Genomic DNA, 24,506 nt, shown 5'->3' with positions numbered 1-24,506 from the left:
CCCGTTGCTCCCGTTGGACCTGTTGAACCTGTCGCTCCCGTTGAACCTGTCGCTCCTGTTGAACCCGTTGCTCCTGTTATTCCCGTTGCTCCCGTTGGACCTGTGTCGCCTGTCGCTCCCGTTGGACCTGTTGAACCTGTCGCTCCCGTTGGACCTGTTGAACCTGTCGGACCAACCTTAGGAACTGTCCCATCGCAACTAAAACAGCATGAATCAACATGTACACCATTTTGATTATTACACCCACAATATCCATTTATGTTATTGCTCCATGAAGACATGTTGATCACTTCCTTTACATTCGATCTTTTTAGCGCAATCACCGAATTAAAAAACACCTATCTAAATAACAAAGAAATACTTTGCCTAGTCGGGGATAAAACACAGATTTCCTCCATACATTCTAGTAATTATTACATGCGATTCTCACTCCTTTTGCTTGTACTTTCGCCCCCTCTCCACAGATTATTAACCATACACATTACACTTTCGTACACAGCCAAGTTCCCATTTAAACTTTTCACATTCGCCAATATTTTTAGTAAAGAGACTTACTCTCCATAAAGTGAAACTTTAATCAGCCCGACTCCCACCTAACTTCTTTGCTCCATCCAAATTTTGAGATGTGAATCTTACAGCCGGACAAATAGCGGGATAAATAACGACTATAATATATAAAAATTCATATAATTTGTTATTTTTCGTCAAAATTTTAAAAATATATTGACACTTAAAATACCCTCATAGTATGATTTGGGTGTTGTAATTGATAACCATTTTCACTTATGGTGCTAGTTATAAAAAACACTTAATTTGGGGGCAGAAGATGAAGAAAATTCTCAGTATTTTCATAGTAGTTCTTCTATTCGCTGTTGGATGCGGACAGCAAAAAGAGGAGAAAAAAGAAACAAAAGCGGACAATAAAAATCAAGCTATAACAATTAAACACGCTGAAGGGGAAACGAAGTTAGATAAACCAGCGAAAAAAGTAGTTGTACTTGAGTGGGTATATTCAGAAGACTTATTAACACTTGGTGTTCAGCCAGTAGGGATGGCAGACATTAAGAATTATAATAAATGGGTAAATACAAAAACAAAACCTAGTAAAGATGTTGTAGATGTAGGGACACGTCAACAACCAAACTTAGAAGAAATTAGCCGTTTAAAGCCAGACTTAATTATCACAGCTTCATTCCGTGGTAAAGCAATTAAAAATGAATTAGAGCAAATTGCACCAACAGTTATGTTTGATCCATCAACAAGTAATAACGATCACTTTGCTGAAATGACAGAAACATTTAAACAAATTGCAAAAGCAGTTGGAAAAGAAGAAGAAGGTAAAAAAGTATTAGCTGATATGGATAAAGCATTCGCTGATGCAAAAGCAAAAATTGAGAAAGCAGACTTAAAAGATAAAAACATCGCAATGGCACAAGCATTTACTGCTAAAAACGTACCAACATTCCGTATCTTAACTGACAATTCTTTAGCTTTACAAGTTACAAAAAAATTAGGTTTAACAAATACTTTTGAAGCAGGAAAATCTGAGCCAGATGGTTTCAAACAAACAACTGTAGAATCATTACAAAGTGTACAAGATTCAAACTTCATTTACATTGTAGCGGATGAAGATAACATTTTTGACACGCAACTAAAAGGCAACCCTGCTTGGGAAGAATTAAAGTTCAAAAAAGAAAACAAAATGTATAAATTAAAAGGCGACACTTGGATTTTCGGTGGTCCTGAGTCTGCAACATCTTTAGCAACACAAGTAGCAGATGTAATGACAGCGAAGAAGTGATTACACGATGAATAGCCTAAAACATACACTTCGAGCAAGTCTTGTATTCGGAGGAGGAGCAGCTCTCTTGCTCCTCCTTTTCTTTATTCATATCGGACAAGGTCAAGCAAACATTTCCTATAGTATGATTATTGATGCTCTTATCTCACCGAACCAATCGCTAGAACATCAAACTTTAATCATGCTTCGATTACCTAGAGCTGTAATTGCCATTTTAGCTGGAGGCGCTCTTGCTGCATCAGGGGTTATTTTACAAACGTTAACGAAAAATCCACTTGCTGAATCCAGTACAATGGGTATTCACTCTGGCGCATATTTCTTTCTAGTAGTGGCTACAATTTTCTTACCGAAAGGTTTACAAATTAATTCTCTTCTGTTCACATTTATCGGCGGTGCTATTACTGCTTTATTTGTATACCGTATTTCTGGTGGAAAAAAGGGAACCCCACTCAGAATGGCATTAGCTGGTATGGTCGTTACATTAATGCTCTCTGCCTTTACCGGAACGATGCAGCTTTTCTATGAAAATGAAACAGCTGGTTTATTTTTATGGGGAGCTGGATCTCTTATTCAAAATAACTGGGATGGCGTTCAATTTGCTTTTCCATTTATCATTATTTCTTTCCTAGTTTTACTATTTATATCTCGTAAACTCAACATTCTCTTACTTGGTGATGATGTTGCTGTTTCTCTTGGTGAAAAAACAGCAGTAACACGTCTTATCGCCTTCATTGCTGCAATCTTTTTAACAGCAGTAATTGTTACTGTTGTTGGACCAATTGGATTTGTCGGCTTAGTTGCACCTCATTTAATGCGCCTTATCGGATACCGTCAACACTTTACTCTTCTTCTCTCTTCTTTCTTATGGGGGGCAGTATTATTGCTTGGAGCAGATGTTGTCGGTAGATTAATAGATCCAACCGGTGCAGAACTTCCTGTTGGGGCAGTCACAGCAATGATTGGATCTCCTTGGCTTATTTACTTAGTTTATCGAATGATGAAGTCGAAACAATATATGAATGATAACGGTGCGAATGCAGCTGGAGCTAGTTCCCGCTATTACTCTTATAAAAAGGTAATCATTATATCTATCACACTTTGTATTGTGACGATTGCTCTTGGTGTTACAATCGGTAGTAACGCTTATATCGAAAGCATTACAAATGTTATATCAGGTCAATTAACACAATTTGACAAAAACATGATGATGAATCTTCGATTACCAAGAATGCTCGTTGCCGCTATTGCTGGTGCATGCCTTGCAATAAGTGGGCTTGTTTTCCAAGGTATATTACGAAATCCACTTGCCGATCCTTCTATTATTGGTATTTCATCGGGAGCTGGTGTCGGTGCTTTAACTGTTATGTATGTCTTTCCTGCACTTCCTGGTTTCTTCCTACCAATTGGTGCATTTATTGGCGGACTACTTGCAGTTGGAATTGTCCTCTTCTTCTCTTGGAAATCAGGATTTAGTCCAACAGCTCTCGCTTTAATAGGGATTGGTATTTCTGCACTTGGCTCAGCAATTATTCAAATCTTTATCGTTAGAGCCAATTTGAATGTTGCCGCTGCTTTAACATGGTTATCTGGCAGTACGTATGCAAGAGGGTGGAATCACTTAGAAAATATCATTCTATATCCATCTCTAATTCTTGTATTCATTATCTTTTTCTTAATAAAACAACTTGACGTTCTCGTACTGGGAGACGATTTAGCAACTGGACTTGGGCAACCAGTAAATAAAACACGTCTTGCTCTAATTGTGCTAGCGACACTACTTGCATCAGTAAATATCGCTGCTGTCGGTACAATTGCCTTTTTAGGCCTTGTCGCACCTCACTTAGCAAGAATTGTTGTTGGTATGAACCATCAAAGACTATTCGTTTGTTCAGCACTATTTGGAGCAATCCTTCTTTCTGTTGCTGACTTACTTGGACGTACAATCGCATATCCGAAAGAAATCCCTTCTGGCCTTGTCGTCGCTGTACTTGGAGCGCCTTATTTCTTATGGTTGATGAGGAAGAGTGGGAAGAAGGTTAATTAAAAGACGGCTTCGTTTTAGAAGCCTCCTTTTTATATACTAAATAAAGTGAAACTTTAATTAGTGGGGGGGGTCTTCATCCCCACTGATTATTAACCCAAACCAATTGGGCTTTTATGAGCAGTGGATCTCCCACCCAACTTCTTTGCTCCAGCCGAATCTTGAGGTGGGAATTTTACTGCAGGTGAATAGCGGGATAAATTACTCTGATCTCACTAATTTCACAGATTTAGTCCCTCCCATAAACTCATGATGTACAGTTAATGTGTTCTCCTCAAGTTTCAAATCAACCTTCTGTTTTCTTTCTCCCATTAAAAATACAAGCTCTATGGAAATAATCCCTTGGTCCACACTTAATATTCGAAAGTCTCCTATAGTAGTCCCTTTCCCAAAAATATTATGTTCCATAAATTCTCCGCCTGTTTTCTCACTATTAATAGATTCTATTTCCAACCCAACTGGCCTGTCTGTACTTTCTGATGACATCCAAGACCCCTTTAACTTTCCAATATCAGCCTCTTTTTTCTTTTCATTTTTTAACTCTTCCTCTTTTTTCTTAACTTCTGCTTGTTGAGTTAGTAAGCCATCTATTTGCTTATTCAGCTCTTCGGCCCGTTGATTTTCCGAAATAAATTGTTGATTTTGGCCAGTATCGTTAACAATTTTATTTACTATCCCTTTAGCCTCTTCATACTTTTTATCATTCTTTAACTTCTCTGCCTTTTCCAATTGACCTATATATTGACCTTTTAACTCTTTATGCTCTATGAGCGAATCTTTTTGTTCTTTCGCTTGACTTTGAAGGATTGCGGAACCATCTTTCATCTTTTCTACTTCTTGAAACAAACCTATTGCTTGTTCTATATTTCCACTCGATTTCTCTTTTATCGAACTTATCATCTTAGTAGTTTGGTCTTTTAATACCTTTGCTTCTTTATCATCCTTTTTCTCTTCTAATGCTAGCTCAAATGATGCTACTGCCGTGTCATATTCTTTACTCGCTAACGCCAATTTCCCTTGATCCATTGCTTTTTTATAGGTTTCATTGCTACATCCTACCATTAAAAATAAAATTATGATTCCTAAAATCAATCTTTTCATAATATCCCCCTAAATTAATATAATTCTATATACACTCAATAGTATCATAAAATTTATATATAAAATTTTAAATACCATCATTAAAACATAAAGGGAACTTGTCATTTCTTCTCGAACTTAATCTATGAACATAAGTAGAGGGGGATAACAATAATGTACCAAACAATTGAAGGCTTCTTGCAATCATGGACATACGAAGCAGAGTCTACTCAGAAAATGCTTGATTCATTAACCGATGCATCTTTATCACAGGAAATTGCACCTGAACATTGGACGTTAGGTAGAGTTGCTTGGCACATCGTGACGGCAATTCCTGTTATACTATCTGGCACAGGGCTAAAGTTTGAAGGAGAATCGAAAGATTATCCTGTTCCAACTTCTGCAAAAACAATTGCAGATGAATACCGTAAAGTAAACGCGGCTTTTGTTGAAACACTTCAAAGTAAATGGACTGATAAAGACTTAGCTACTATTAATGACTTCTTTGGTCGCCCTATGCCGAATTCTATATTTTTAATGACACTCATTAATCATCAAAATCACCACCGCGGACAAATGACGGTTTTAATGCGACAAGCTGGCTTAACAGTTCCTGGCGTATATGGCCCCGCAAAAGAAGAATGGGCTGCGGCTGGAATGGAAGCTCCTAAAATGTAACGACAAAAAAGACAAGATGTTTACATATCTTGTCTTTTTCTGTAACTTGTTTCATGTGAAACTATTTTTTCTTAATGGTTGTTTTATGGAAAAGATAGGTTAAAATGAATACATATTACGAAGAGGAGTAACCAAATTGAATACAAAAAATAAAAAAATAGCTATGGGAACTATTTTACTAACTTCTATTATTGGAGTTATTAGTGTATCTCTTTATTTCACCTATTATGGTACCCCTTGGGGAAAACAAGCAGCAATTACGGACTCAAAAGAGTATATTACAAAATATTTTAATCTAGATGCAGAAGTCAAAAATACTTCTTACGATGCTAAAATGAATAGCTATGCAATCTCCTTTGAAACAAGTACCGACGGCGAGTTTACTATCGAATATAAAAGTCCTAATAACTTTAACATTTCTCCAGAAGTGCAAAAGTACTTAAGCACACACTCTAAATTTACAGAGTAGTAACGAAGCGTACATATACAAAAAAGAGTTGGTGTAACGCCAACTCTTTTTCACATATTCTTATCATACAGTTATATCTTCCTTCTCTATATTTTTAATGCCGTAATATGCAATCACAACTCCAATTGCTGCGAGTGCTAGTTGAAGGGGAAGTAAAGTTGCTGTAGGAAACTCTGGGTTGGTATTCATTGCAATTGAGACAACGATAAGAGATGAAACAATTGTAGTTGGCACTGAACGTTTACGCATTCCGAAATATAATGGGATTAAACTCATCCCCGCAGTTGCAATGGCTAAAGGAACTAGTTTTATTCCTTCTTGCACCAATTGATCTACTGTGAATGAATTAGGAAGAATTGAAAAACAACTATCTATCCCAAAGAAAATTCCTACTACTAAAATGTTAGATACAATAACTGTTATAAATGTTACTATCGCTGTAATAGCCAACTTACTAGCCATCATTTTCTTTCGGTTAATGGGATAAGAAAACATGAGTAGTATTGTTTTATTTTTATATTCGCCAATTATTAACCTTGCTATTAATACACTACCAAAAATAATAAATGTTGCTCTTACTATTGTACTAGCCATTAGCAAAATCATCTGCGGATCTCTTATTTCTGGATCTCCTTCTATTTGTGCAATGAAACTAACAAAGATTAATAATGCCAGTATAATGATATTTGCAATAACTGCTCCCCTCACATACCATCCAAACTTAAACTTCTTCAATTCTAGATTCATAAGACGTAGCATGATAGTCCTCCTTTCATTTAAACTTTAATCAATATAAATTACCCCTGTTTTACTTAAAATCTTCACTTCGTTTTTTGCATCACCAATAGTTCCTTCTTTTATCTTTTCTGTATTTTTATCTTTCTTAAGTCCTTTTAAATCCACTATTACGTCAGTCAAATTACTTTTAGCCATAAGCTTCAATGATGCCGGGACACCTTTATACCGTACGCCAATATCCCCTGATTTTGTTTCTACAAATAATGATTTTCCTTCTGTCATATCTTTCAGTAATACTTCCCCAGATGTTGAAGTGATGTTCATATTTTCGTTTTTTACATTTTTCACGTAATTATCACCAGTAGTGGAAGTTATATTTACTTCTTGTAATGAACTATCTTTTAACATTAAATCTCCGCTTTCGGATGTAAATTCACCCTTCTCTGCCGATAGTCCTGTAATCATTCCATCTCCAGATTTGCCTTTTGTCACGATGCTTTTTACTACTATATCGTTTATTTTCACATCACCCGATTTATTATTTAATACAATTTTATCTATCTCTTTCTTCGGAATAGCTACACATATACTATTTTTCTTTCTAAACGTAAAACCATAAAAAAATCTGTTCACCTTTTGTTTTTGCTTAATCACAATTTTATTTTCGTCATTTTCTATTTTGACAGGATCTATCTCTTTATCTGCTTGTTCACCTTGAGCAGAAATTACTATTTTATTAGCGTCTGTACTTTTAAACTCAAGATTCCAATTTTCATTGTCTACTTCTATTGCTTTTATATTATTTATATCAAAAGACTTTTCTTTCTTAAAATCTTTCCCCTGAAATACCTTGAAACCAAAAACCGCACTAGCAATTGTAATGAATAATATTGCAATTACTATTATTTTTTTCACCATTTATACCCCAGTTCGTTGTTGTTTTAGGCTTACTTCACGCCACATCTATCTTGTCAATTTTACGAAACGATAGATAACTAATGAAAATTCCTAATAAACAGAGCACGATTGGGATAGCTATAAAATCAAACATACTTACTTGACCGTTTCCAGGACCAAAGTTACCACTAATCAGCATACCAATTATTACTGCCGAAGTAATCGTTGTCGGTGTCGATTTCTTTCTCATTCCAAAAAACAAAGGAATTAAACTTATACCAGATATCATAAATGCACTTATAATAGTAGCTGGAACGATAGCTATTATTTCACCTATCGTAGCAGGTGTTTCAATCAGTCCCATCATTGGACTCACAAAATATACAAGCAAGCTAATAATGAAAGTCGCGATAATCGTGCTCACAAAACAAAAACAGAAAACAATTGTTAATTTCGCACTCATTAGCATTTTCCTTTGTAGCGGATACATAAATGATAGTTGTATCGTTTTGTTCTTATACTCATCAATTACTAAACGTGATAAAATGACTGAACTAAAAATAATGAATGTTATCCTAATAAAAATATTTACTAAAGCCATGTTCTGTGTGAAGTCAAAGAAGAGCACGTCTCCCTCGGCTTTCATTCCCCATGCCATAAGGCTTACTGCAGCGAAAATTGCTATAATACAAATTGCTACACTTTTAAAGTAACTAGATAATTGATGTTTCTTCCATTCGAGCTTCATTAATTTAAACATATAAATTACGCCTCCATTCTTTATATACCTGTCTCTACGCTGCTAACATTCTAATTCCAGCAGTAACGAAGCTTAACATTCCTATCACTAGTAGAATCAACAACTATTTCCGCTCTGGTTTTCTATAATATAAAATTCCACTTATTAGCATTACGATAAATCCACTTACCAGATTCAGCCACAGTCCATTAAGCATGAATACCTTCTCCATCCATTACATTTAAGAAATATTCTTCTAAGGAACTATGTTTTTTATTAATACTTTCAATTTCCACATCGTTCATAATAAGTGCTTTTGAAATGGCTTGCTGTGTCACCGCCACTTCATAAACCCGAATCATGTTTCCGCTCATTATTTTGTAATTTTTTATACCAATTTTATCCTCTAAAATATAAGCTGCACGTTTCACATCAGGAACAGTAATTTCAATATACTCTGTTTGTTTTCCGTTAATACTCTTCATTGAAACTTCTTTTATTAGTTTTCCATTTTGAATCACACCAATTGTATCCGCCATTAGTTCCATCTCACCTAAAATATGACTAGACACTAATAATGTAATGCCATATTCTTTGCAGAGCATTTTAAATAACTCTCGTAACTCTTTAATACCAATTGGATCTAAACCGTTAATTGGTTCATCTAAAATGAGCAATTCTGGCTTTGTCACGATTGCCCTTGCAATACCGAGTCGTTGTTTCATTCCTAATGAAAAATCTTTTACTTTTTTATTATCTATCCCTTGTAGTTTCACTAAATGTAAAGCATGGTCAATTGCATTTTTATCGTAGTAGCCCATATATTCACAATGCAGGTCTAAGTTTTCTTTCGCCGTTAATTTATCATAAAAGATTGGGTATTCAATAATTGTCCCCATTCTTTTTAATACTTCATAAGATGTATCTGTTAATTTCTCACCGAAGATTTCAATATCACCACTCGTCGGTTTTATTAAATTTGTAATCATTTTCATAATCGTTGTTTTACCAGCACCGTTTGGTCCTAAAAAACCGTAAATTTCTCCTTTTTTCACATGCATGTTAACACCGGAAATAACTTCTTTCCCTTTAAACACTTTCGTTAACTGGTTTGTTTTTAATATATATGTCATGTTACTTTCCCCTTTCGCAATACTCTATATTTCTATAATAGACAACGGAAATCTCTTTTTTCTTACCCGTTTCTTACAAATTCCTTACGCTGAAAAAAAAGCTTGTAGAATCTACTTCTCTACAAGCTAAAACTGCATCTTTTTTAATGCAACTGTAAAAATTGTTTTTTCATACGGCTTACTAGAAAGATGAATTTTTCCATCCATCGCTTCCACAAGCCTTTTCGTAATCGTTAACCCTAAACCGCTCCCTTGGTACAATCTATTTCTTGAATCTTCAAGTGTGTACATACGCTCGAACACTTTATCAATATGCGATTCATCAATTCCTTTTCCTGTATCCCATACGTCTATATACACATTCGTTTCATCATCTCTTAACGTCATACCAAGTGTCTTTCCATCGTCTCCATATGTAATCGCATTTGATATTAAATTGTTCAATACCCTGCCTAATACTTCTACATTTCCAAGTGCATATATATTTCTTTCCGGTATATCAATATGAACATGAAAACCTTTCGATGTTACTAAATCATAAAAAGATAAAATCTTCTCACGACAAACCTCATTCATATTTACTTTTGTCATCTCGATTGCCTTGTCACCAGATTCTAGTTTTGCTAAATCAAAAAACTTATGAATCAGTTCCATTACTTCTAGTGTTTTCACATGCACCTTTTCAAGTAATATTTGCTGTTCTTCTTTATTCATCGTTTTATCCTTATTTAACATTTCTGTATATCCAAGAATAACTGTTAGTGGCGTCTTTAAATCATGTGAAATATTTGAAAGCATTTTTCTCATCGAAATTTCTACTTTTGCATGATCTGCATTCGTTTTCTGTTTTGCATCTAATAATTGATTAATTGCCACTAATAATTTTTGCAATTCTAGATCATCTGTCATAACGAGTAACTTCTCGCCCGTTTGTACATTTACAATATTTTCTAACTTTTCATATGTGTATCGTAAATTTTTACTACTATTTTTTCTCATTTTATATTGTATGTAAATGACACATAACAATATAAAAATAATACTTATTAACAAATTGACCATATTACATCACTTCCAACTTATAGCCGATACCCCATAACGTTTTAATATATTCTGGATTAGATGGATCACTTTCGATTTTCTCACGCAACCTTCTCATATGAACATTAATAACGTTATCGTCACCGTAATACTCTTCGTTCCAAATTAGTGTATATATTTGTGCTTTTGTAAATACACGATTTTGATTTTTTACAAACAATTTTAGAATCTCAAATTCTTTTAAAGTAAGTTTGAGAGGCTTCCCGTTTTTTTCTACAGTAAAATTAATTGGATCAATCGTTAAATCACCAATTTGAATCATCTTTTCTGTTGTTTCTGTAGCCGAATATTTCGTAGATCTTCGAATACCTGCCTTTACACGTGCAGCTAATTCAATCATAGAAAATGGCTTACAAATGTAATCATCTGCTCCAAGTCCTAATCCAACAGCTTTATCAACATCTGTATCTTTTGCCGACATCATTAAAATCGGAACAGCACTTTTTTCTCGAATGATTCGTACAACCTCTAAGCCATCTAGCTTCGGCATCATAATATCGAGGATAATCAAATCAAATGAACCTTTTAAATATGTGTTCACGCCTTCTTCTCCATCAGACGCAATTGTTACTTGAAAGCCCTCTTTTATCAAATACTTTTCCACCATCTCTTGAATTGAGAGATCATCTTCAACTAATAAAATATGATGTGACATATGTCTATCCCCTTTTTACAAACGTTAACAACTCAATTGTATCGTAACTACTACAGACTGGAAACAAATATATGAATTTTCAAACCAACTTCCCTTCCTTCCTTAACAATGATATGATGAAATTCACTATGATTGTTCATAATTAACTTTATATAAAGGAGACTTATCATGTCAGAAAACAAAAAAGTAAGCTTAGCTGATTTAATGCGTGAACAACTTGCTAAGAAAAAGCAAGGAAATGGAAATGGTCAAAATGCAAAAAATCAAAGCCAAGAAACAAAAAAACTACAAAATCAACAAACGAAAAAGACAAACAACCAACGTAGACGTACAGGTGTGTAAATGAACGGACAAAAACGTTCTAATATCGCACCCGGTCTTGAAGTTGATATTGTATTAAAACAAGATCAACGAACAGGTAAATTAACACGTGGCATTGTAAAAGATATTTTAACAAACTCCCCTTCCCATCCGCATGGCATTAAAGTGCGATTGCAGGACGGACAAGTCGGTAGAGTACAAAATATCGTTCAATAAGAAAAGGAGCTCAAGTAAACTCGAGCTCCTTTTCTTTATTAACCTTTAATTTTCTCGATGAAAACTACTTTTAAATAGTCTCCTTCTTTAAATTGATCAATGGTACGGAAATCTTCTGGTAAAGAATGTTCTTCTAATATTTTATATTTGCCATTCATTTCTTTAAAGGCTGTATCGATAAAGCCTTTAAACTTTTTCATATCGAATGCGCTACAATTTGTAGAAGCAACGATAATTCCGTTATTTTCTGTAATGGCAATTGTTTCTTTTAATAAGTTTTTATAATCTTTCGCTGCACTAAATGTATATTTTTTTGATCGGGCGAAGCTTGGAGGATCAAGTACGACCATATCAAATTTCATCTTTTTCTTAGCTGCATATTTGAAGTAAAGAAATACATCTTCTACAATAATATCTTGTGCTTCATAATCAACTTCATTTACACTAAACTGCTCAATCGTTTTACTTAAACTACGATTTGCAAGATCCACACTCGTCGTTTTGCTCGCTCCGCCAAGCGCTGCAAATACAGAGAAAGCACCTGTATAAGAGAACATATTTAACACTGTTCTTCCTTTTGCATATTTATCACGAATTTGTTTTCGAACGTTACGTTGATCTAAAAATACACCAACCATTGCCCCATCATTTAAATAAACCGCAAAGTTTACACCGTTCTCTTTTACGATAAGTGGGAACTCGCCGCGCTCTCCTGCTACGAAATCATCCCCCTCAATATATTTCCCTTTCGTATCAAAACGCTTTTTCTCATAAATGCCTTTAAAGTTTGCTACTTTTTGAAGAGCTGCTATAATCTCATCTCTGAAAGTGTAAATCCCTTCACTATACCAACTTACTACGTAGTAGCCATCATAATAATCGATAATTAGTCCTCCAAGACCATCACCTTCACCATTCACCACACGGAATGCTGTCGTATCACTTGATTTGTAAAATTGCTTTCGTTTATGTAAGGCAGATTTGATTTTACTTTCAAAGAAAGATTGATTAACTTGTTCACTCTCTTTTCTCGTTAAAATCCAGCCGTATCCTTTATTTTGTTTTCCATAATAGCCTTTTCCGATAAATTGATTCTTCTCATCTACTACTTTAATGATTGTTCCTTCTTCACGAACATCATTTAAATTTTGAATCGCATCTTTTAAAATAAGCGGATATCCACTTTTAATTTCTTTTATAAATTTCGGTTTTATTTTTACAGTTACTTCTGATCGCATATAATAACTTCCTTTCCATTTGCATGCTTTCTCTACAGGAAGCATTTAAAAAACGAGACTGAAAAAACAGCCTCGTTTCACTATACCATATTATTGCTTTGCTAGTACAACTCGCTCATTCTCTCGCTTAACTGCCACATATTTACTACATTTTGAACTGGAAATCTTACTGTCCAATATAATATAAAAAACTTTTATATTTCACATTTAGCATTGACAATGATAATGATTTTCATTATCATTTAATGTATATGAGTTCTCGAAAATAAAGGCTATATTTATAGGAGGAATAAACATGATTATCGTTACAAATACAGCTAAAATTACAAAGGGAAATGGACATAAATTAATTGAGCGTTTTAATAAAGTAGGTAAAGTTGAAACGATGCCAGGCTTTTTAGGTCTAGAAGTTCTTTTAACGCAAAATACAGTTGATTATGATGAAGTAACAATTAGCACTCGCTGGAATGCAAAAGAAGATTTCCAAGGTTGGACAAAGAGCGCTGCATTTAAAGATGCTCACTCACATCAAGGCGGAATGCCAGAATATATTCTTGATAATAACATTACTTACTATGATGTAAAAGTTGTACGTATGCCAATGGCTGCAGCACAGTAAAAACAGTCCTTTTTTAAAGTATAGAATATGAGAAGCGTTATCTATCACTTCTCATATTCTATACTTTTTTCTTTAATTTCTTTTTACTAATTTTGCATGTACAACTAGCCTTCCAGCCTCTGGATCAAGCGCATAGTCACAAGTAGAAAGTGTTACGATTTCATCATTAGCCGTCAATTCCGTATCCGTTTTGTACAGTGATTTTTCTTGAATTTCCTTTAAGAACGATGTATATGCTGCATCATTTTCAAAATCCGTTTCAATGTAATAAAAGTCCGTTGTTGTCGTGTATACTGAAAAAACTTCCACGTCGTATCCTTCAAATAATGTATCGTAATATAATTTACGATGAGACATAAAAAAGTCTTCATCCAACATCTTTTTTAAACTACCAAACATAGAACCGTCTTTCATACGATGGCCATATAAAATCGTATTTCGATTTTGAGATTTCACATCATTACGATGGTCCATAAAAATGCTTCCCGCTCTCATATCTTCACCTTTATAATTACGAAATAAATAGTAATCATTATCTTTTGCTTGAACGATTGGATAATTAATTTGTGTATCATCCATCGTAATCCATCCGACTATCTCTGGATTAATTTTCTGGAGATCCTGAAACTGTTTACGTACCTCTCCATCTTCTGATTTTTCTTCCATTGGACTTCTTTTATAAATATGTTGTGCCTCAGCCATTACTTTACGATTTTCATAATAATCCATGAAAATCCCGCCCAACTCATACATTGAATAGAAAAAGATTCCTAAAAACACAATTGTAAGTATGCGTTGAAAAAAAGAATTCTTTTTCCGTCCTTTCTTACTATTCAAATTATCACCTCAAAACGGATTATGCTCAGCCTTTAGATTCCCATAGGTACCATGTACAATCCGGTATCTTCATCCTGCTTTACAATGACATCTACACCATATATTGCTTTAACCATTTCTTCTGTTATTACATCATTAGGATTACCTTTCGTAATGATTTCTCCATCTTTCATAACGATAATATGGTCGCTATAACGAATGGCTTGATTAATATCATGTAATACCATTACAATCGTTAGTCCATGCACTTCATTTAACTCTTTCACTAACTCTAATATTTCTAGCTGATAGTAAATATCTAAATATGTGGTCGGCTCATCTAAGAAGAGCATTGGTGTATTTTGAGCTAATGTCATTGCGATCCAAACTCGCTGCCTCTCTCCACCAGATAAAGCATAAATTGGCTTATCACGCTTACTTTGTAAATTCGTACATACTAGCGCACGCTCAATCGCTTCTCTATCTTCATCTGTTTGCGAAGAGAATATATTTTTATATGGCATACGCCCGAAGCTTATTAGCTTTTCCACTGTAATATCTGCTGGAGCCTCATTTTGTTGATGGACAACCGCTAGTTTTCTAGCAAACTCTTTCGGTTTATATTCACTAATCGCTTTCCCATCAAGTATTACTTCTCCACTGCTAGGAGCGTGGTTTCTAGACATGACACTAAGTAATGTTGATTTCCCACATCCATTCGGTCCAATGATTGTTGTAATTTTCCCAATTTCTATTTCACTACTAACAGACTTTAATCGATTTGTTACGTTATCGTATGAAAAGGTTACATTTTTAATTTCCATGAACTTTATCACTCTTTCTAAGCAAGAATATTAAGAATGGACCACCAATAACCGCCATAATTGTTGCTGCTGGAATTTCGTTAGGTGGCACAATTAACCTTCCAATCGTATCTGCCGTCAAAATTAATAACGCCCCTGCAAGAGCAGAAAATGGAATTAATACTTTATGGTCTGAACCGACTAATTGTCTTGAAATATGCGGAACTAGTAATCCTACAAAAGCAATAACACCTGCAATCGCTGTTGATACTGCCGCTAAGAGTACTGCAATGGCAGAAATAATAAGACGAACTCTCGTCACGTGCAAGCCTAAGTTTTTCGCAGTCTTATCTTGTAGCGATAATAAGTTACACCAAGCTCCTACGAACAGAGCAAGAATAAGACCAATCGTTCCATAAGTCACCATTATTTCTACATCGCCCCACGTCTTCATTGTTATGTTAGAAGTCGTCGTTTGCTTAATACTCTTAATAAAATACCCACAAATCGTAACGAATGATTCATTTAATCCAGTAAACATTGCATTAATGGCAATACCAATTAAAATAATGCGAAGCGGGCTTAATCCTGATTTCCATGAAAACGAATAAACGAGATAACATGCAAGCGCACCACCTAAAAAGGCGAATACGGGTGTCCAGAAAAAGAATTGCGGGAACAACGTAATAATAACGAGTGTCATAAAACTTGCTCCTGAAGATATACCGATTACCCCAGCATCGGCGAGTGGATTTTTCATAACAGCTTGAAAAAGCACACCTGAAACAGCGAGAGCCGCTCCAGTGAACAACGCAATAATAATACGCGGGAAACGTAAATCTTTAATGACTTCAACATCTTCATTTCCACCTGTAAATATCCCTTGTACAAGTTCAACAATACCTACTTCTAAACTCCCTTTCATCGCTGACAATGATGTCATAACAATAAGCAATGCAGTAACAATGAGGAAACTCCAAGTTTTTTTATTCATTCTACTCTTCCTTTATATTAAAATGCATCACGGATACATCATTTTTTTCAATTCATCTAACGCTTCAATTGCTGCTAAATTGCCTGTCGTTCCAAATAAACGCTCTTCTAAATCGTAAACACGGTTATTTTTAACCGCAGCAAAGTGTTTCCAAATATCATTTGTTTTAAATTCTTTATCAAACATTTTTACAACTTCATCAGGCATACCATGAGCTGCTCGTAAAATAATATCTGGATCAGCTTTCTTTAAATACTCTGTATTAGAAGCTAAATATTCTACTTGTTCACCTTGCACAATATTTTTACCACCTAGTTGTTTCACTAAATCTCCAATATAAGAATGCTCTGTTGCTACTAAATAACTTCCCGGCACACCTAATAAAACAAGTACTGTCGGTTCTTTCTTTCCTTTTACTTCTTTTTGAATGCTAGCAACCTTTTTATCTAATTTAGTTACTACTGCTTCGGCCTGTTTTTCATGCCCATATTTCTTACCTAAATGGCTAATAGAACTTTGCATATTTTTCAAACTCGTTAAATCTAAAAAGTTTGCTTTCATACCCACACCATCAAAAACTGGCTTTAATTCATATTCAAGTGTTGTCACAGATAACACTTCTGAAGGCTTTAATGACTTTACCTTTTCCATATCTGGACTCATTGGATTCCCAACTTCAGGTAAACCTTTATATCGCTTCGGTAAAGTTTTAGAGCTTGTTGGAACGCCAACTAAATCTACTTCTAACGCATCCATAATTTCAGTAACAGCCACTGTTGTTGCAACAACGCGCTCTTTACTCTCACTCTTTACCTGCTTTGCTGTTTCTTTTTTTGGTGATGAGCACCCGGCTATACTCATTAACAAAATGATAGCCATTAGTACACTTGCAATTTTCTTCACTCTCAATCACCACTCCTTTCCATACAATATGAAACAAGTCTTGATACACGCGAATATGCATCAAGACTCCAAAAATTACAATCTACCTGCTCTATATTTACGAACTAGTAAAGCAAGTGAACCTAGCAGTAACACCATGTATAAACCAAGTTGTGCTGTATCTGCAGTTTTTGAATTTTTCTCTTTTTTTGAATCATTTTTTGTATCTTCTTTTTTCTTCTGACCATCTGCATTTCGGTTAAAATCAGGAGTACCTACTGTTTTTACATTATCTACTTTCGGTGTAGTCACTGGATTTTTCGGTTCCTCTTTAATAGTTCCTAACGCGCCGATATTATTTGTATCAAATTGAATTTGTACATCGTAGAAATGATGGTAGTTCATCTCATCGATGTCTACCTTTACTTTTGCATTTAATTTTTTAAATAGATCTTCTACTTCAAACTGTACTACTCGCGTATTTGCATTTTTATCTTCGCTTACTACTTTCGCATCAGCGAATAGTTCCTTATTTTCCGTTTGGAATTTCGTAATCCACGCACTATTTTCCAGCGTCATCTCAATGTATTTTTTACCATCTTTTACGATTAATTTCGCTGGATTTACAACATAGTCATGCATCTTTGAAATCTCATCTGTTTTATCTTTTAATACTTTAAATGTAATATCATATTGGCCATCTACTAAATTTTTCGGATCAACTATTACTCTCGGTTTATTATTTTCATCTTGGTTGTTGTTTCCACCTTGGTTGTCGTTTCCGCCTTGGTTGTCGTTTTCACCTTGGTTGTCGTTTCCGCCTTGGTTGTCGTTTCCGCCTTGGTTGTCGTTTCCGCCTTGGTTCCCTAAAGCTTTAATACTGTCTTGATCAAATACAAATTGAACATCATAGACATGGTGATAATTCATTGAATCAATATCTACTTTTACTTTTGCATTTAATTTTTTAGACAAATCGTTTACTTCTACTTCTACTACTCTTGTATTTTGTTCTTTATTTTCACTTAACACTTTTGCATTAACGAAAGAACCATTTTTCTCAAATTCAAATTTCGTAATCCATGTACTATTTGTTAATGTAAACGATACGTATTTCTTACCATCTTTTACTTTTAATACACCTGGGCTTTTTGTGTATGTGTTCATCATTGAGATTTCATCTGTTTGATCTTTTAACACTTTAAAGCCAATTCTGTATTCACCATCTTTAAGAGCTTTTGGATCAATTGTTGTGTTATTATCTTGGTTGTTGTTTTCACCTTGGTTGGTGTTTTCACCTTGGTTGGTGTTTTCACCTTGGTTGGTGTTTCCACCTTGGTTGGTGTTTTCACCTTGGTTGGTGTTTTCACCTTGGTTGGTGTTTTCACCTTGGTTGGTGTTTCCACCTTGGTTGGTGTTTCCACCTTGGTTGGTGTTTTCACCTTGGTTGGTGTTTTCACCTTGGTTGGTGTTTCCACCTTGGTTGGTGTTTCCACCTTGGTTGGTGTTTTCACCTTGGTTATCTAACGGCTTAATGCTACCTTTATCAAATGCAAATTGAATATCGTAAAAATGGTGATAATTCATTGAATCGATATCTACTTTTACTTTTGCATTTAACTTTTTCGATAAATCTGGTACTTCTACTTCCACTACGCGTGTATCAGTTTTTTTATCTTCACTTATTACATTTGCATCAATAAACGAACCATTTTTCTCAAATTCAAATTTTGTAATCCAAGAACTGTTCGTTAACGTAAATGATACATACTTCTTACCATCTTTTACTTTTAGCACACCTGGACTTTTTGTATATGTGTTCATCATTGAAATTTCGTCTGTTTGATCTTTTAATGCTTTAAAATTGATGCTGTATTCACCATCTTTAATTGTTTCAGCATCTGTTTTTTTATTTTCATCTGGTTTTTCTACTTTTGGTTTTTCTGCTTCCGGTTTTTCTACTTCTGGTTTTTCTGCTTCTGGTTGTTTCTCTTCATTTTTAATTTGTTCAAGTTTATCTTGTTCAAATAAAAGTTGTACATCATGCATTTGCTTATAATTTCTTGATGCCATTTCGATAAATACTTTTGTATTTAGTTTTTTAGATAAATCGTTTACTTCAAACTCTACTACTCTTGTATCTTTTTCCTTATCCTCACTCACTACTTTTGCATCAACAAATGCGCCATCTTTTTCCGTTTGGAAATTTTTAATTAATGAGCTACTTTTTAGTGTTACAATTGCTTTTTTCTTACCGTTTTCTACTTTTAATACTCCTGGATTTACCATGTAACTATTCATCTTAGATTCTTCATCTGTTTGATCTTTTAACACTTTAAATGGAATGCTGTACGCACCATCTGTAATTGTGTTAGAATTTGGTTGTTGATCTGGGTCAGGCTTTTGGTCGGGCTTCTGACCTGGATCGGTAGTTTCATTTGGATCTGGCTTATTAGCTGGGTCCTCTTTTTCATTTGGTTTTTCTACATGAATTGGTGTAATGCTATTTTGATCAAATGCAATACGAACGTCGTACTCATGATGATAATTTAAAAAATCAATATCTACTTTTACTTTTGCATTTAATACCTTCTCTACATCTTCTACATCAAATTCTACTACTCTTGTATCTTTTTCTTTATCTTCACTAATTACATTTGTCGCAACTAGCTTACCTGCTTTTTCTGTTTCAAATTTCGTAATCCATGAACTATTTGTTAATGTAAAGGATACTTTCTTTTTCCCATCCTTCACTTTTAAAGTTCCCGGACTTACTGAATATTGATTCATCATCGATTCTTCATCTGATGTATCTTTTAAAACTTTGAAGCCAATTGAATATTCACCGTCAGCCAACTTGGTAGCTGCTTGAACTACAAGTGGTTGTAATGTTGATACGAATGTAAATATCATTAAAAACATAGCAACAATAATTTTTGTATACCTGTTCAATGGAACGACTCTCCCTTTTGAAAATTATTTAATACTGTTCCCATCAAATACAAAGCGAATATCATACGAAGCATTATAATTAATAATTGGAATATTAATTTTCACCTTGCCATTTAGTTTTTTTGACAAGTCAGCAACTTCAAATTCTACAACTCTAGTATTATCTTTTTTGTTTTCACTTAACACGGTTGTTTCTACAAATTGACCATCTTTTTCTACTTGGAAACTTTTAATAGAAGCACTATCTTTCACTTTAAATGAAACATATTGTTTTCCATTTTTAACTGTTAATGTTGCTGGGCTTTCAAAATAACTATTCATTCTAGACGATTCATCTTTATCGCCTTTCCATACAGTAAAAGCAATATTATATTTTCCATCAGCTAGTTTTGTAGCAGCCTTTGCATCTTGTAAACCTAGTGTTGCGATAAATGTAAATAAAACAGCAAATACGGCAATAATCATTTTAAATTGTTTAAACATATATTCATCACCCTTCAAAAGATTTATTTACTCAAGTTCACTTTACGAATTAAGAAAGCACCTGAAATAAGAATTAACGCTGCAAACAATCCAATACGTGCTTCATCGCCTGTTTTTGGGTTATCTGTTTTTTCAGCTTTTCCATTTTCATTTTTTGTTTCTTTGTTCACTTCTTTAGCTGTTTCCTTACTCTCTACTTTTGCTCCCTCTTCTTTTACTTGTGTATCTGTTTTCGCTTGATCATTATTTTTTGTTGTAGCAGCTACGCCATTATCGCCACCTACAGCTTTTACATTTGCATCAAATGCAAAACGAATTGTGTAGTGGTGGTCATAGTTTGCATTTGGTACAACAACATGAATTTTTACAGCTGCCGGTTTGGATAAATCATCTACTTTAAACTCTACTGTTCTTTTATCTGCCGATTCATCTTTACTAACAACTTTCGCATCAACAAAATTTCCGTTCTCTGGTGCTTTAAATTCTGTAATCCAAGCACTATGATTCATCGAAACTTGTACTCTCATCTCACCGTTTTTCACTATTAATTTTGCTGGCTTTTCAAAATAGTCATTTGCCATTGAAGCTGAATCATTTTCCGCTTTTTGAATTACGTAATTAATATCGTAAGTACCATCAGCTAGTTTTGCTGAAGCATTGCCGTATGGCATTACAAGAAAAGCTAGCATACATACGAACGTTATAATAAAAGCGGGTAATACAGAAACCTTTTTCATTTTTCTTGTTTCCTCCTTGGTTATCTTTCATTTCACTTTTTCCGAAAATGATAATTATTCTCAATTCATAAGAAAAAAATAATCTCTTCTACCTATTATTTAATTAGCATTCTTTTATGTAACATAAGCATTATTGATTATCATTCTCATTGAATATTAAAAATAATATCTCACCCTATTCCTTATACGAAGGCATAGAAACTGAGAAAAAATTATAAAACGTATTTATTGATTATCATTCTCAATGTAAGTCAAAAAAAATAAACTTTCTCTTCTCCTCTTCTTTCACCTCTTCCCATAACAACACTATAGTTATAGAAACCCCGTTTCCCTCACTTCCCTTCCAATATTTCCACAACTAAGTCAATCTTAGCCTACTCATAAATTTTTTGTCAACTATATTACGTATAAAATTTTTAATATCTAAATTTCTCTATATGCGGCTTTTTTTACAAAAAAAGAGACTTTCTATTATAGAAAGCCTCTTTTCTCTATTTTTCTACAGCAATTTCCTGCTTTTGAAACTTAGAAACTATATAACCAAATCCTATACCGAATATGCCTGGAACTAACCAACCAATTCCTACACTATATAATGGAATCTTATCTAAAATAGGTGCTAGCGCTGCAATTTGAAGATTTGCATTGTGTAACCCATCAAAGAAACTTATTGCAAATGCTCCTACAATCCCACCCACATACATCGCTAATGGAAGACGAACGTAGTTTTCAACAAGTGATAATACGATAAGTACGATTCCAATTGGATAAATTGCGATTAAGATTGGTAATGCTAATGCATTTAACTGAGTTAACCCAAGGTTTGCTACCATAAATGCTAATACACAGAAAATGAAAACGACTTTTTGATAAGAAAGCTTTGGTAATAAAGAAGAGAAGTAATCACCACAAGCTGCAACAATACCTACAGAAGTTGTTAAACATGCTGCTGTAATTGCGATCCCTAGTAATAAAGTTCCGTAGCTACCAAATAAATGATTCACGACATTTGTTAAAATAATTCCTCCGTTTGCGCCCATTCCAAGTGACACACTAGAAGCTCCAAGATAAGCAAGTGCTAAATACACAAGTAGTAGACCAAGCGCTGCAATAAATCCTGCAAAGATTGTTACTTTTGCAATACTGTTTTTATTTGTAATTCCTTTTTCTTTTAACGCATGAATTACAACATTTCCGAATACCAGTGCTGCAAGTCCATCTAAAGTTAAATATCCATCAATAAATCCTTTAAAGAGAGGAGCACTATACGCTTCTGTCGGTGCACCAAATTCTCCAATTGGTGTAATAAGTGCTTTACCTACGATAATTGCAATAACAGCTAATAATATTGGAGTTAGCACCTTACCAATACGACCCACTAATTTCGAAGGATTTAAAGCTAAATAGAAAGTGACTGCAAAGAAAATAAATGTAAAGATAACAAGTGGATATGACTGACCAGCTATCTCACTTGGTAAAAACGGTGCAACACTCATCTCATAAGCTACTGTTCCTGTACGCGGCACACTTACGAATACGCCTAAACATAAATAAATTGCAGTGATAAAAACAAGTGCGAATATAGGATGTACACGTCCTGCTAGTTCATTAATATCTCCCTTTAAAGCTATAACAATTACTCCTAATAAAGGTAGTCCAACGCCTGTTACGATAAAACCAAACAGCGCGATCCATACGTCCGTTCCAGCACCTTGCCCTAACGCTGGTGGAAAAATCATATTACCTGCACCGAAAAATAGTGCAAATAACATTAAACTTATTGCAAACATCTCAGAAAACTTTAAAGATGATTTCATTTCTACTAACCTCCTACATAATAATTATAAATTAACAAAATATTCTGAATTAAAATCCGTCACATATCCTCTTTCAAGCATACTTCCCCGTAAAAGAACGCAAAAAACACCCGTCCCTAACAAAGGGACGAGTGTTGAAATCGTGGTTCCACCCTTATTCTAATAAAATGAATTTATAACGAAATAAGCTCATTTTATAGCTCGTGTAAATTGATAACGGTTTTATCCGCCAAGAATTACAATGCATCATGCAGTTCACTCTTGAAGTTTAGAGGTGGTAAGTTTGTCTTTCCGTATTAGGAAGCTCACAGCCTAAGGCCTCCCTCTCTGAGAATCGTAAAAAACAACTCATGTCCTCATCATTACTTTTATAAAATATCTTGTCGAAACTTGTTGTTTTTTATTATATGGGCTATTTTTTAAAAAATCAATAGTTTTATTTTTTCTGACAAAAAAATATAGGGAGAAAATTTTTCCTCCCTATAACTGTCCTATTAATAATTCTAATTCTTCACCTGTAATGTCTCGCCACTTTCCTACTTGAAGATCATTTAGCTTTATATTCATAATGCGTTCTCGCTTTAGCTTTGTTACAGTAAACCCGAAAGCGCGGCTCATTCTACGAATCTGTCTGTTCATTCCTTGCGTTAAAACGATGCGAAATGTAGACTGATCAACCCTCGTCACTTTACATGGCTTCGTCATCCCATCTTTAATCTTTACACCGCGGGACATCTCATCAATAAACCAATCTGTAAAAGGTTTATCGACTGTGACAACATATTCTTTCTCGTGCTCATGATCTCCGTGTAAAATTTGATTCGCAATCCCGCCGTCATTCGTTAATAAAATAAGTCCTTCTGATGCTTTATCTAATCGTCCAACTGGAAAGATTCTCTCTGGATAATTGATATAGTCAATAATATTATCTTCAATATGATCAGCTGCTGTACAAGTAATGCCAACTGGCTTATGAAAGGCGATATACACCTTTTCTTTCTCTTCTTTTGCAATAACCTGTCCATCAATCGTTACTACATCACCATCGCTCACGAGTGCACCGTGCGTACATATTTCGCCGTTAATAGCCACGCGTTCAGCTTTAATAAGGCGGTCTGTTTCACGTCTTGAGCAGGATTTTGCTTCGCTTATGTATTGGTTGATTTTCATGTTTTGTTCCTTTTCACATATATTAAAAGCGTCAATCTATGGCAATATCATTCTGCCACGATTGACGCTTTTTCACTTCGCAAAAACAACTAAATAAATAACCCCAATCACCAAAAATATTCCACA

24 protein-coding genes, 1 pseudogene and 1 other annotated feature are annotated in these 24,506 nt (G+C 34.4%); of the genes and pseudogenes, 7 read left to right on the top strand and 18 right to left on the bottom strand.

Going from position 1 to position 24,506, the window contains the following annotated elements; all coding sequences use genetic code 11:
* Nucleotides 1-281: pseudogene (locus tag HMAS_RS28000) on the bottom strand (collagen-like protein); the annotation flags it as partial.
* Between the two features lie 545 nt (nucleotides 282-826).
* Here HMAS_RS28000 and HMAS_RS01865 point away from each other — a divergent pair.
* Together HMAS_RS01865 and fhuB are read left to right on the top strand one after the other, a co-directional pair.
* Nucleotides 827-1,801, top strand: coding sequence for an ABC transporter substrate-binding protein (locus HMAS_RS01865; protein WP_025709894.1), 975 nt, complete (start codon nucleotides 827-829; stop codon nucleotides 1,799-1,801).
* A gap of 7 nt (nucleotides 1,802-1,808) precedes the next feature.
* Complete coding sequence (fhuB, locus tag HMAS_RS01860) at nucleotides 1,809-3,845, top strand: Fe(3+)-hydroxamate ABC transporter permease FhuB (RefSeq protein ID WP_116344687.1); 2,037 nt, start codon at nucleotides 1,809-1,811, stop codon at nucleotides 3,843-3,845.
* A 198-nt stretch (nucleotides 3,846-4,043) separates the two neighbouring features.
* On the opposite strand, the gene HMAS_RS01855 is transcribed toward fhuB, so the two are convergent.
* Nucleotides 4,044-4,943, bottom strand: coding sequence for a hypothetical protein (locus tag HMAS_RS01855; RefSeq protein WP_025709896.1), 900 nt, complete (start codon nucleotides 4,941-4,943; stop codon nucleotides 4,044-4,046).
* A 153-nt stretch (nucleotides 4,944-5,096) separates the two neighbouring features.
* Here HMAS_RS01855 and HMAS_RS01850 point away from each other — a divergent pair, with 153 nt between their 5' ends.
* Complete coding sequence (locus HMAS_RS01850; protein ID WP_000284973.1) at nucleotides 5,097-5,600, top strand: DinB family protein; 504 nt, start codon at nucleotides 5,097-5,099, stop codon at nucleotides 5,598-5,600.
* Nucleotides 5,601-5,736: 136 nt separating this feature from the next.
* On the top strand, nucleotides 5,737-6,069 hold the full coding sequence (locus tag HMAS_RS01845; protein ID WP_025709897.1) for a hypothetical protein: 333 nt from the start codon (nucleotides 5,737-5,739) through the stop codon (nucleotides 6,067-6,069).
* 63 nt (nucleotides 6,070-6,132) lie between these two features.
* On the opposite strand, the gene HMAS_RS01840 is transcribed toward HMAS_RS01845, so the two are convergent.
* The 6 genes from HMAS_RS01840 to HMAS_RS01815 all read right to left on the bottom strand — a co-directional run bounded on the left by HMAS_RS01840 (nucleotide 6,133) and on the right by HMAS_RS01815 (nucleotide 11,332).
* Nucleotides 6,133-6,828, bottom strand: a complete 696-nt coding sequence (locus HMAS_RS01840) for an ABC transporter permease (RefSeq protein WP_000945223.1) — start codon at nucleotides 6,826-6,828, stop codon at nucleotides 6,133-6,135.
* A 24-nt stretch (nucleotides 6,829-6,852) separates the two neighbouring features.
* Nucleotides 6,853-7,725 carry a DUF4097 family beta strand repeat-containing protein gene (locus HMAS_RS01835; protein ID WP_000239289.1) on the bottom strand — a complete coding sequence of 291 codons (873 nt, stop codon included), beginning with the start codon at nucleotides 7,723-7,725 and terminating at the stop codon, nucleotides 6,853-6,855.
* 34 nt (nucleotides 7,726-7,759) lie between these two features.
* Entirely contained in the window at nucleotides 7,760-8,464 is a 705-nt protein-coding gene (locus HMAS_RS01830) for an ABC transporter permease (protein WP_048533838.1), read from the bottom strand.
* A 188-nt stretch (nucleotides 8,465-8,652) separates the two neighbouring features.
* Nucleotides 8,653-9,576, bottom strand: coding sequence for an ABC transporter ATP-binding protein (locus tag HMAS_RS01825; protein WP_000221064.1), 924 nt, complete (start codon nucleotides 9,574-9,576; stop codon nucleotides 8,653-8,655).
* Between the two features lie 126 nt (nucleotides 9,577-9,702).
* The gene (locus tag HMAS_RS01820) at nucleotides 9,703-10,638 is read right to left on the bottom strand and encodes a HAMP domain-containing histidine kinase (RefSeq protein ID WP_016125943.1); all 936 of its coding nucleotides are present in this window, start codon (nucleotides 10,636-10,638) and stop codon (nucleotides 9,703-9,705) included.
* A gap of 1 nt (nucleotide 10,639) precedes the next feature.
* The gene (locus tag HMAS_RS01815) at nucleotides 10,640-11,332 is read right to left on the bottom strand and encodes a response regulator transcription factor (RefSeq protein ID WP_000018056.1); all 693 of its coding nucleotides are present in this window, start codon (nucleotides 11,330-11,332) and stop codon (nucleotides 10,640-10,642) included.
* A 168-nt stretch (nucleotides 11,333-11,500) separates the two neighbouring features.
* Here HMAS_RS01815 and HMAS_RS27585 point away from each other — a divergent pair, with 168 nt between their 5' ends.
* Complete coding sequence (locus HMAS_RS27585) at nucleotides 11,501-11,674, top strand: hypothetical protein (protein ID WP_001293578.1); 174 nt, start codon at nucleotides 11,501-11,503, stop codon at nucleotides 11,672-11,674.
* Entirely contained in the window at nucleotides 11,675-11,869 is a 195-nt protein-coding gene (locus HMAS_RS01810; protein ID WP_001014310.1) for a YwbE family protein, read from the top strand. It begins immediately after the preceding gene.
* A 38-nt stretch (nucleotides 11,870-11,907) separates the two neighbouring features.
* Here HMAS_RS01810 and HMAS_RS01805 read toward each other — a convergent pair whose 3' ends face one another.
* Nucleotides 11,908-13,107: a class I SAM-dependent rRNA methyltransferase gene (locus tag HMAS_RS01805; RefSeq protein ID WP_001255974.1), complete on the bottom strand. Its 1,200-nt coding sequence runs from the start codon at nucleotides 13,105-13,107 to the stop codon at nucleotides 11,908-11,910.
* 295 nt (nucleotides 13,108-13,402) lie between these two features.
* Here HMAS_RS01805 and isdG point away from each other — a divergent pair, with 295 nt between their 5' ends.
* Nucleotides 13,403-13,726 carry a heme oxygenase gene (isdG, locus tag HMAS_RS01800; protein ID WP_000587820.1) on the top strand — a complete coding sequence of 108 codons (324 nt, stop codon included), beginning with the start codon at nucleotides 13,403-13,405 and terminating at the stop codon, nucleotides 13,724-13,726.
* Between the two features lie 72 nt (nucleotides 13,727-13,798).
* On the opposite strand, the gene srtB is transcribed toward isdG, so the two are convergent.
* The 9 genes from srtB to HMAS_RS01755 all read right to left on the bottom strand — a co-directional run bounded on the left by srtB (nucleotide 13,799) and on the right by HMAS_RS01755 (nucleotide 24,380).
* Nucleotides 13,799-14,563: a class B sortase gene (gene srtB, locus HMAS_RS01795; protein ID WP_001086122.1), complete on the bottom strand. Its 765-nt coding sequence runs from the start codon at nucleotides 14,561-14,563 to the stop codon at nucleotides 13,799-13,801.
* Nucleotides 14,564-14,595: 32 nt separating this feature from the next.
* Complete coding sequence (locus HMAS_RS01790; RefSeq protein WP_044306745.1) at nucleotides 14,596-15,366, bottom strand: ABC transporter ATP-binding protein; 771 nt, start codon at nucleotides 15,364-15,366, stop codon at nucleotides 14,596-14,598.
* The gene (locus HMAS_RS01785; RefSeq protein WP_001036848.1) at nucleotides 15,356-16,339 is read right to left on the bottom strand and encodes a FecCD family ABC transporter permease; all 984 of its coding nucleotides are present in this window, start codon (nucleotides 16,337-16,339) and stop codon (nucleotides 15,356-15,358) included. The genes HMAS_RS01790 and HMAS_RS01785 overlap by 11 nt, the downstream gene beginning before the upstream one ends.
* A 27-nt stretch (nucleotides 16,340-16,366) precedes the next feature.
* The gene (gene isdE / locus HMAS_RS01780) at nucleotides 16,367-17,248 is read right to left on the bottom strand and encodes a heme ABC transporter substrate-binding protein IsdE (RefSeq protein ID WP_048533852.1); all 882 of its coding nucleotides are present in this window, start codon (nucleotides 17,246-17,248) and stop codon (nucleotides 16,367-16,369) included.
* A 69-nt stretch (nucleotides 17,249-17,317) separates the two neighbouring features.
* Entirely contained in the window at nucleotides 17,318-20,173 is a 2,856-nt protein-coding gene (locus HMAS_RS01775) for an NEAT domain-containing protein (RefSeq protein WP_116344686.1), read from the bottom strand.
* A gap of 24 nt (nucleotides 20,174-20,197) precedes the next feature.
* Nucleotides 20,198-20,656, bottom strand: a complete 459-nt coding sequence (locus tag HMAS_RS01770) for an NEAT domain-containing protein (protein ID WP_000476164.1) — start codon at nucleotides 20,654-20,656, stop codon at nucleotides 20,198-20,200.
* A gap of 23 nt (nucleotides 20,657-20,679) precedes the next feature.
* Complete coding sequence (isdC, locus tag HMAS_RS01765) at nucleotides 20,680-21,393, bottom strand: heme uptake protein IsdC (RefSeq protein WP_076875941.1); 714 nt, start codon at nucleotides 21,391-21,393, stop codon at nucleotides 20,680-20,682.
* 491 nt (nucleotides 21,394-21,884) lie between these two features.
* The gene (gene brnQ6, locus HMAS_RS01760; protein ID WP_000842639.1) at nucleotides 21,885-23,210 is read right to left on the bottom strand and encodes a branched-chain amino acid transport system II carrier protein BrnQ6; all 1,326 of its coding nucleotides are present in this window, start codon (nucleotides 23,208-23,210) and stop codon (nucleotides 21,885-21,887) included.
* Between the two features lie 120 nt (nucleotides 23,211-23,330).
* Nucleotides 23,331-23,582: a binding site (T-box leader), on the bottom strand.
* Between the two features lie 108 nt (nucleotides 23,583-23,690).
* Entirely contained in the window at nucleotides 23,691-24,380 is a 690-nt protein-coding gene (locus HMAS_RS01755) for a 23S rRNA pseudouridine(2604) synthase RluF (protein WP_116344685.1), read from the bottom strand.
* Nucleotides 24,381-24,506 lie beyond the last annotated feature (126 nt).

Origin of the sequence: Bacillus sp. HMA207 (assembly GCF_003402455.1) — a bacterium.
Lineage (GTDB): Bacteria > Bacillota > Bacilli > Bacillales > Bacillaceae_G > Bacillus_A > Bacillus_A cereus.
This window is presented reverse-complemented; position numbering and strand designations above follow the sequence as displayed.

Excerpts from the sequence above, each read along its gene's own strand:
- HMAS_RS01785 (WP_001036848.1), bottom strand. The coding sequence starts at position 16,339 with ATGAATAAAAAAACTTGGAGTTTCCTCATTGTTACTGCATTGCTTATT.
- isdC (WP_076875941.1), bottom strand. The coding sequence starts at position 21,393 with ATGAAAAAGGTTTCTGTATTACCCGCTTTTATTATAACGTTCGTATGT.
- isdG (WP_000587820.1), top strand. The coding sequence starts at position 13,403 with ATGATTATCGTTACAAATACAGCTAAAATTACAAAGGGAAATGGACAT.
- HMAS_RS01805 (WP_001255974.1), bottom strand. The coding sequence starts at position 13,107 with ATGCGATCAGAAGTAACTGTAAAAATAAAACCGAAATTTATAAAAGAA.
- HMAS_RS01825 (WP_000221064.1), bottom strand. The coding sequence starts at position 9,576 with ATGACATATATATTAAAAACAAACCAGTTAACGAAAGTGTTTAAAGGG.
- HMAS_RS01755 (WP_116344685.1), bottom strand. The coding sequence starts at position 24,380 with ATGAAAATCAACCAATACATAAGCGAAGCAAAATCCTGCTCAAGACGT.
- HMAS_RS01840 (WP_000945223.1), bottom strand. The coding sequence starts at position 6,828 with ATGCTACGTCTTATGAATCTAGAATTGAAGAAGTTTAAGTTTGGATGG.
- HMAS_RS01865 (WP_025709894.1), top strand. The coding sequence starts at position 827 with ATGAAGAAAATTCTCAGTATTTTCATAGTAGTTCTTCTATTCGCTGTT.
- HMAS_RS01790 (WP_044306745.1), bottom strand. The coding sequence starts at position 15,366 with ATGGAAATTAAAAATGTAACCTTTTCATACGATAACGTAACAAATCGA.
- fhuB (WP_116344687.1), top strand. The coding sequence starts at position 1,809 with ATGAATAGCCTAAAACATACACTTCGAGCAAGTCTTGTATTCGGAGGA.
- HMAS_RS01770 (WP_000476164.1), bottom strand. The coding sequence starts at position 20,656 with ATGTTTAAACAATTTAAAATGATTATTGCCGTATTTGCTGTTTTATTT.
- HMAS_RS01850 (WP_000284973.1), top strand. The coding sequence starts at position 5,097 with ATGTACCAAACAATTGAAGGCTTCTTGCAATCATGGACATACGAAGCA.
- HMAS_RS01830 (WP_048533838.1), bottom strand. The coding sequence starts at position 8,464 with ATGTTTAAATTAATGAAGCTCGAATGGAAGAAACATCAATTATCTAGT.
- HMAS_RS01810 (WP_001014310.1), top strand. The coding sequence starts at position 11,675 with ATGAACGGACAAAAACGTTCTAATATCGCACCCGGTCTTGAAGTTGAT.
- HMAS_RS01820 (WP_016125943.1), bottom strand. The coding sequence starts at position 10,638 with ATGGTCAATTTGTTAATAAGTATTATTTTTATATTGTTATGTGTCATT.
- HMAS_RS01835 (WP_000239289.1), bottom strand. The coding sequence starts at position 7,725 with ATGGTGAAAAAAATAATAGTAATTGCAATATTATTCATTACAATTGCT.
- HMAS_RS01855 (WP_025709896.1), bottom strand. The coding sequence starts at position 4,943 with ATGAAAAGATTGATTTTAGGAATCATAATTTTATTTTTAATGGTAGGA.
- HMAS_RS27585 (WP_001293578.1), top strand. The coding sequence starts at position 11,501 with ATGTCAGAAAACAAAAAAGTAAGCTTAGCTGATTTAATGCGTGAACAA.
- HMAS_RS01815 (WP_000018056.1), bottom strand. The coding sequence starts at position 11,332 with ATGTCACATCATATTTTATTAGTTGAAGATGATCTCTCAATTCAAGAG.
- brnQ6 (WP_000842639.1), bottom strand. The coding sequence starts at position 23,210 with ATGAAATCATCTTTAAAGTTTTCTGAGATGTTTGCAATAAGTTTAATG.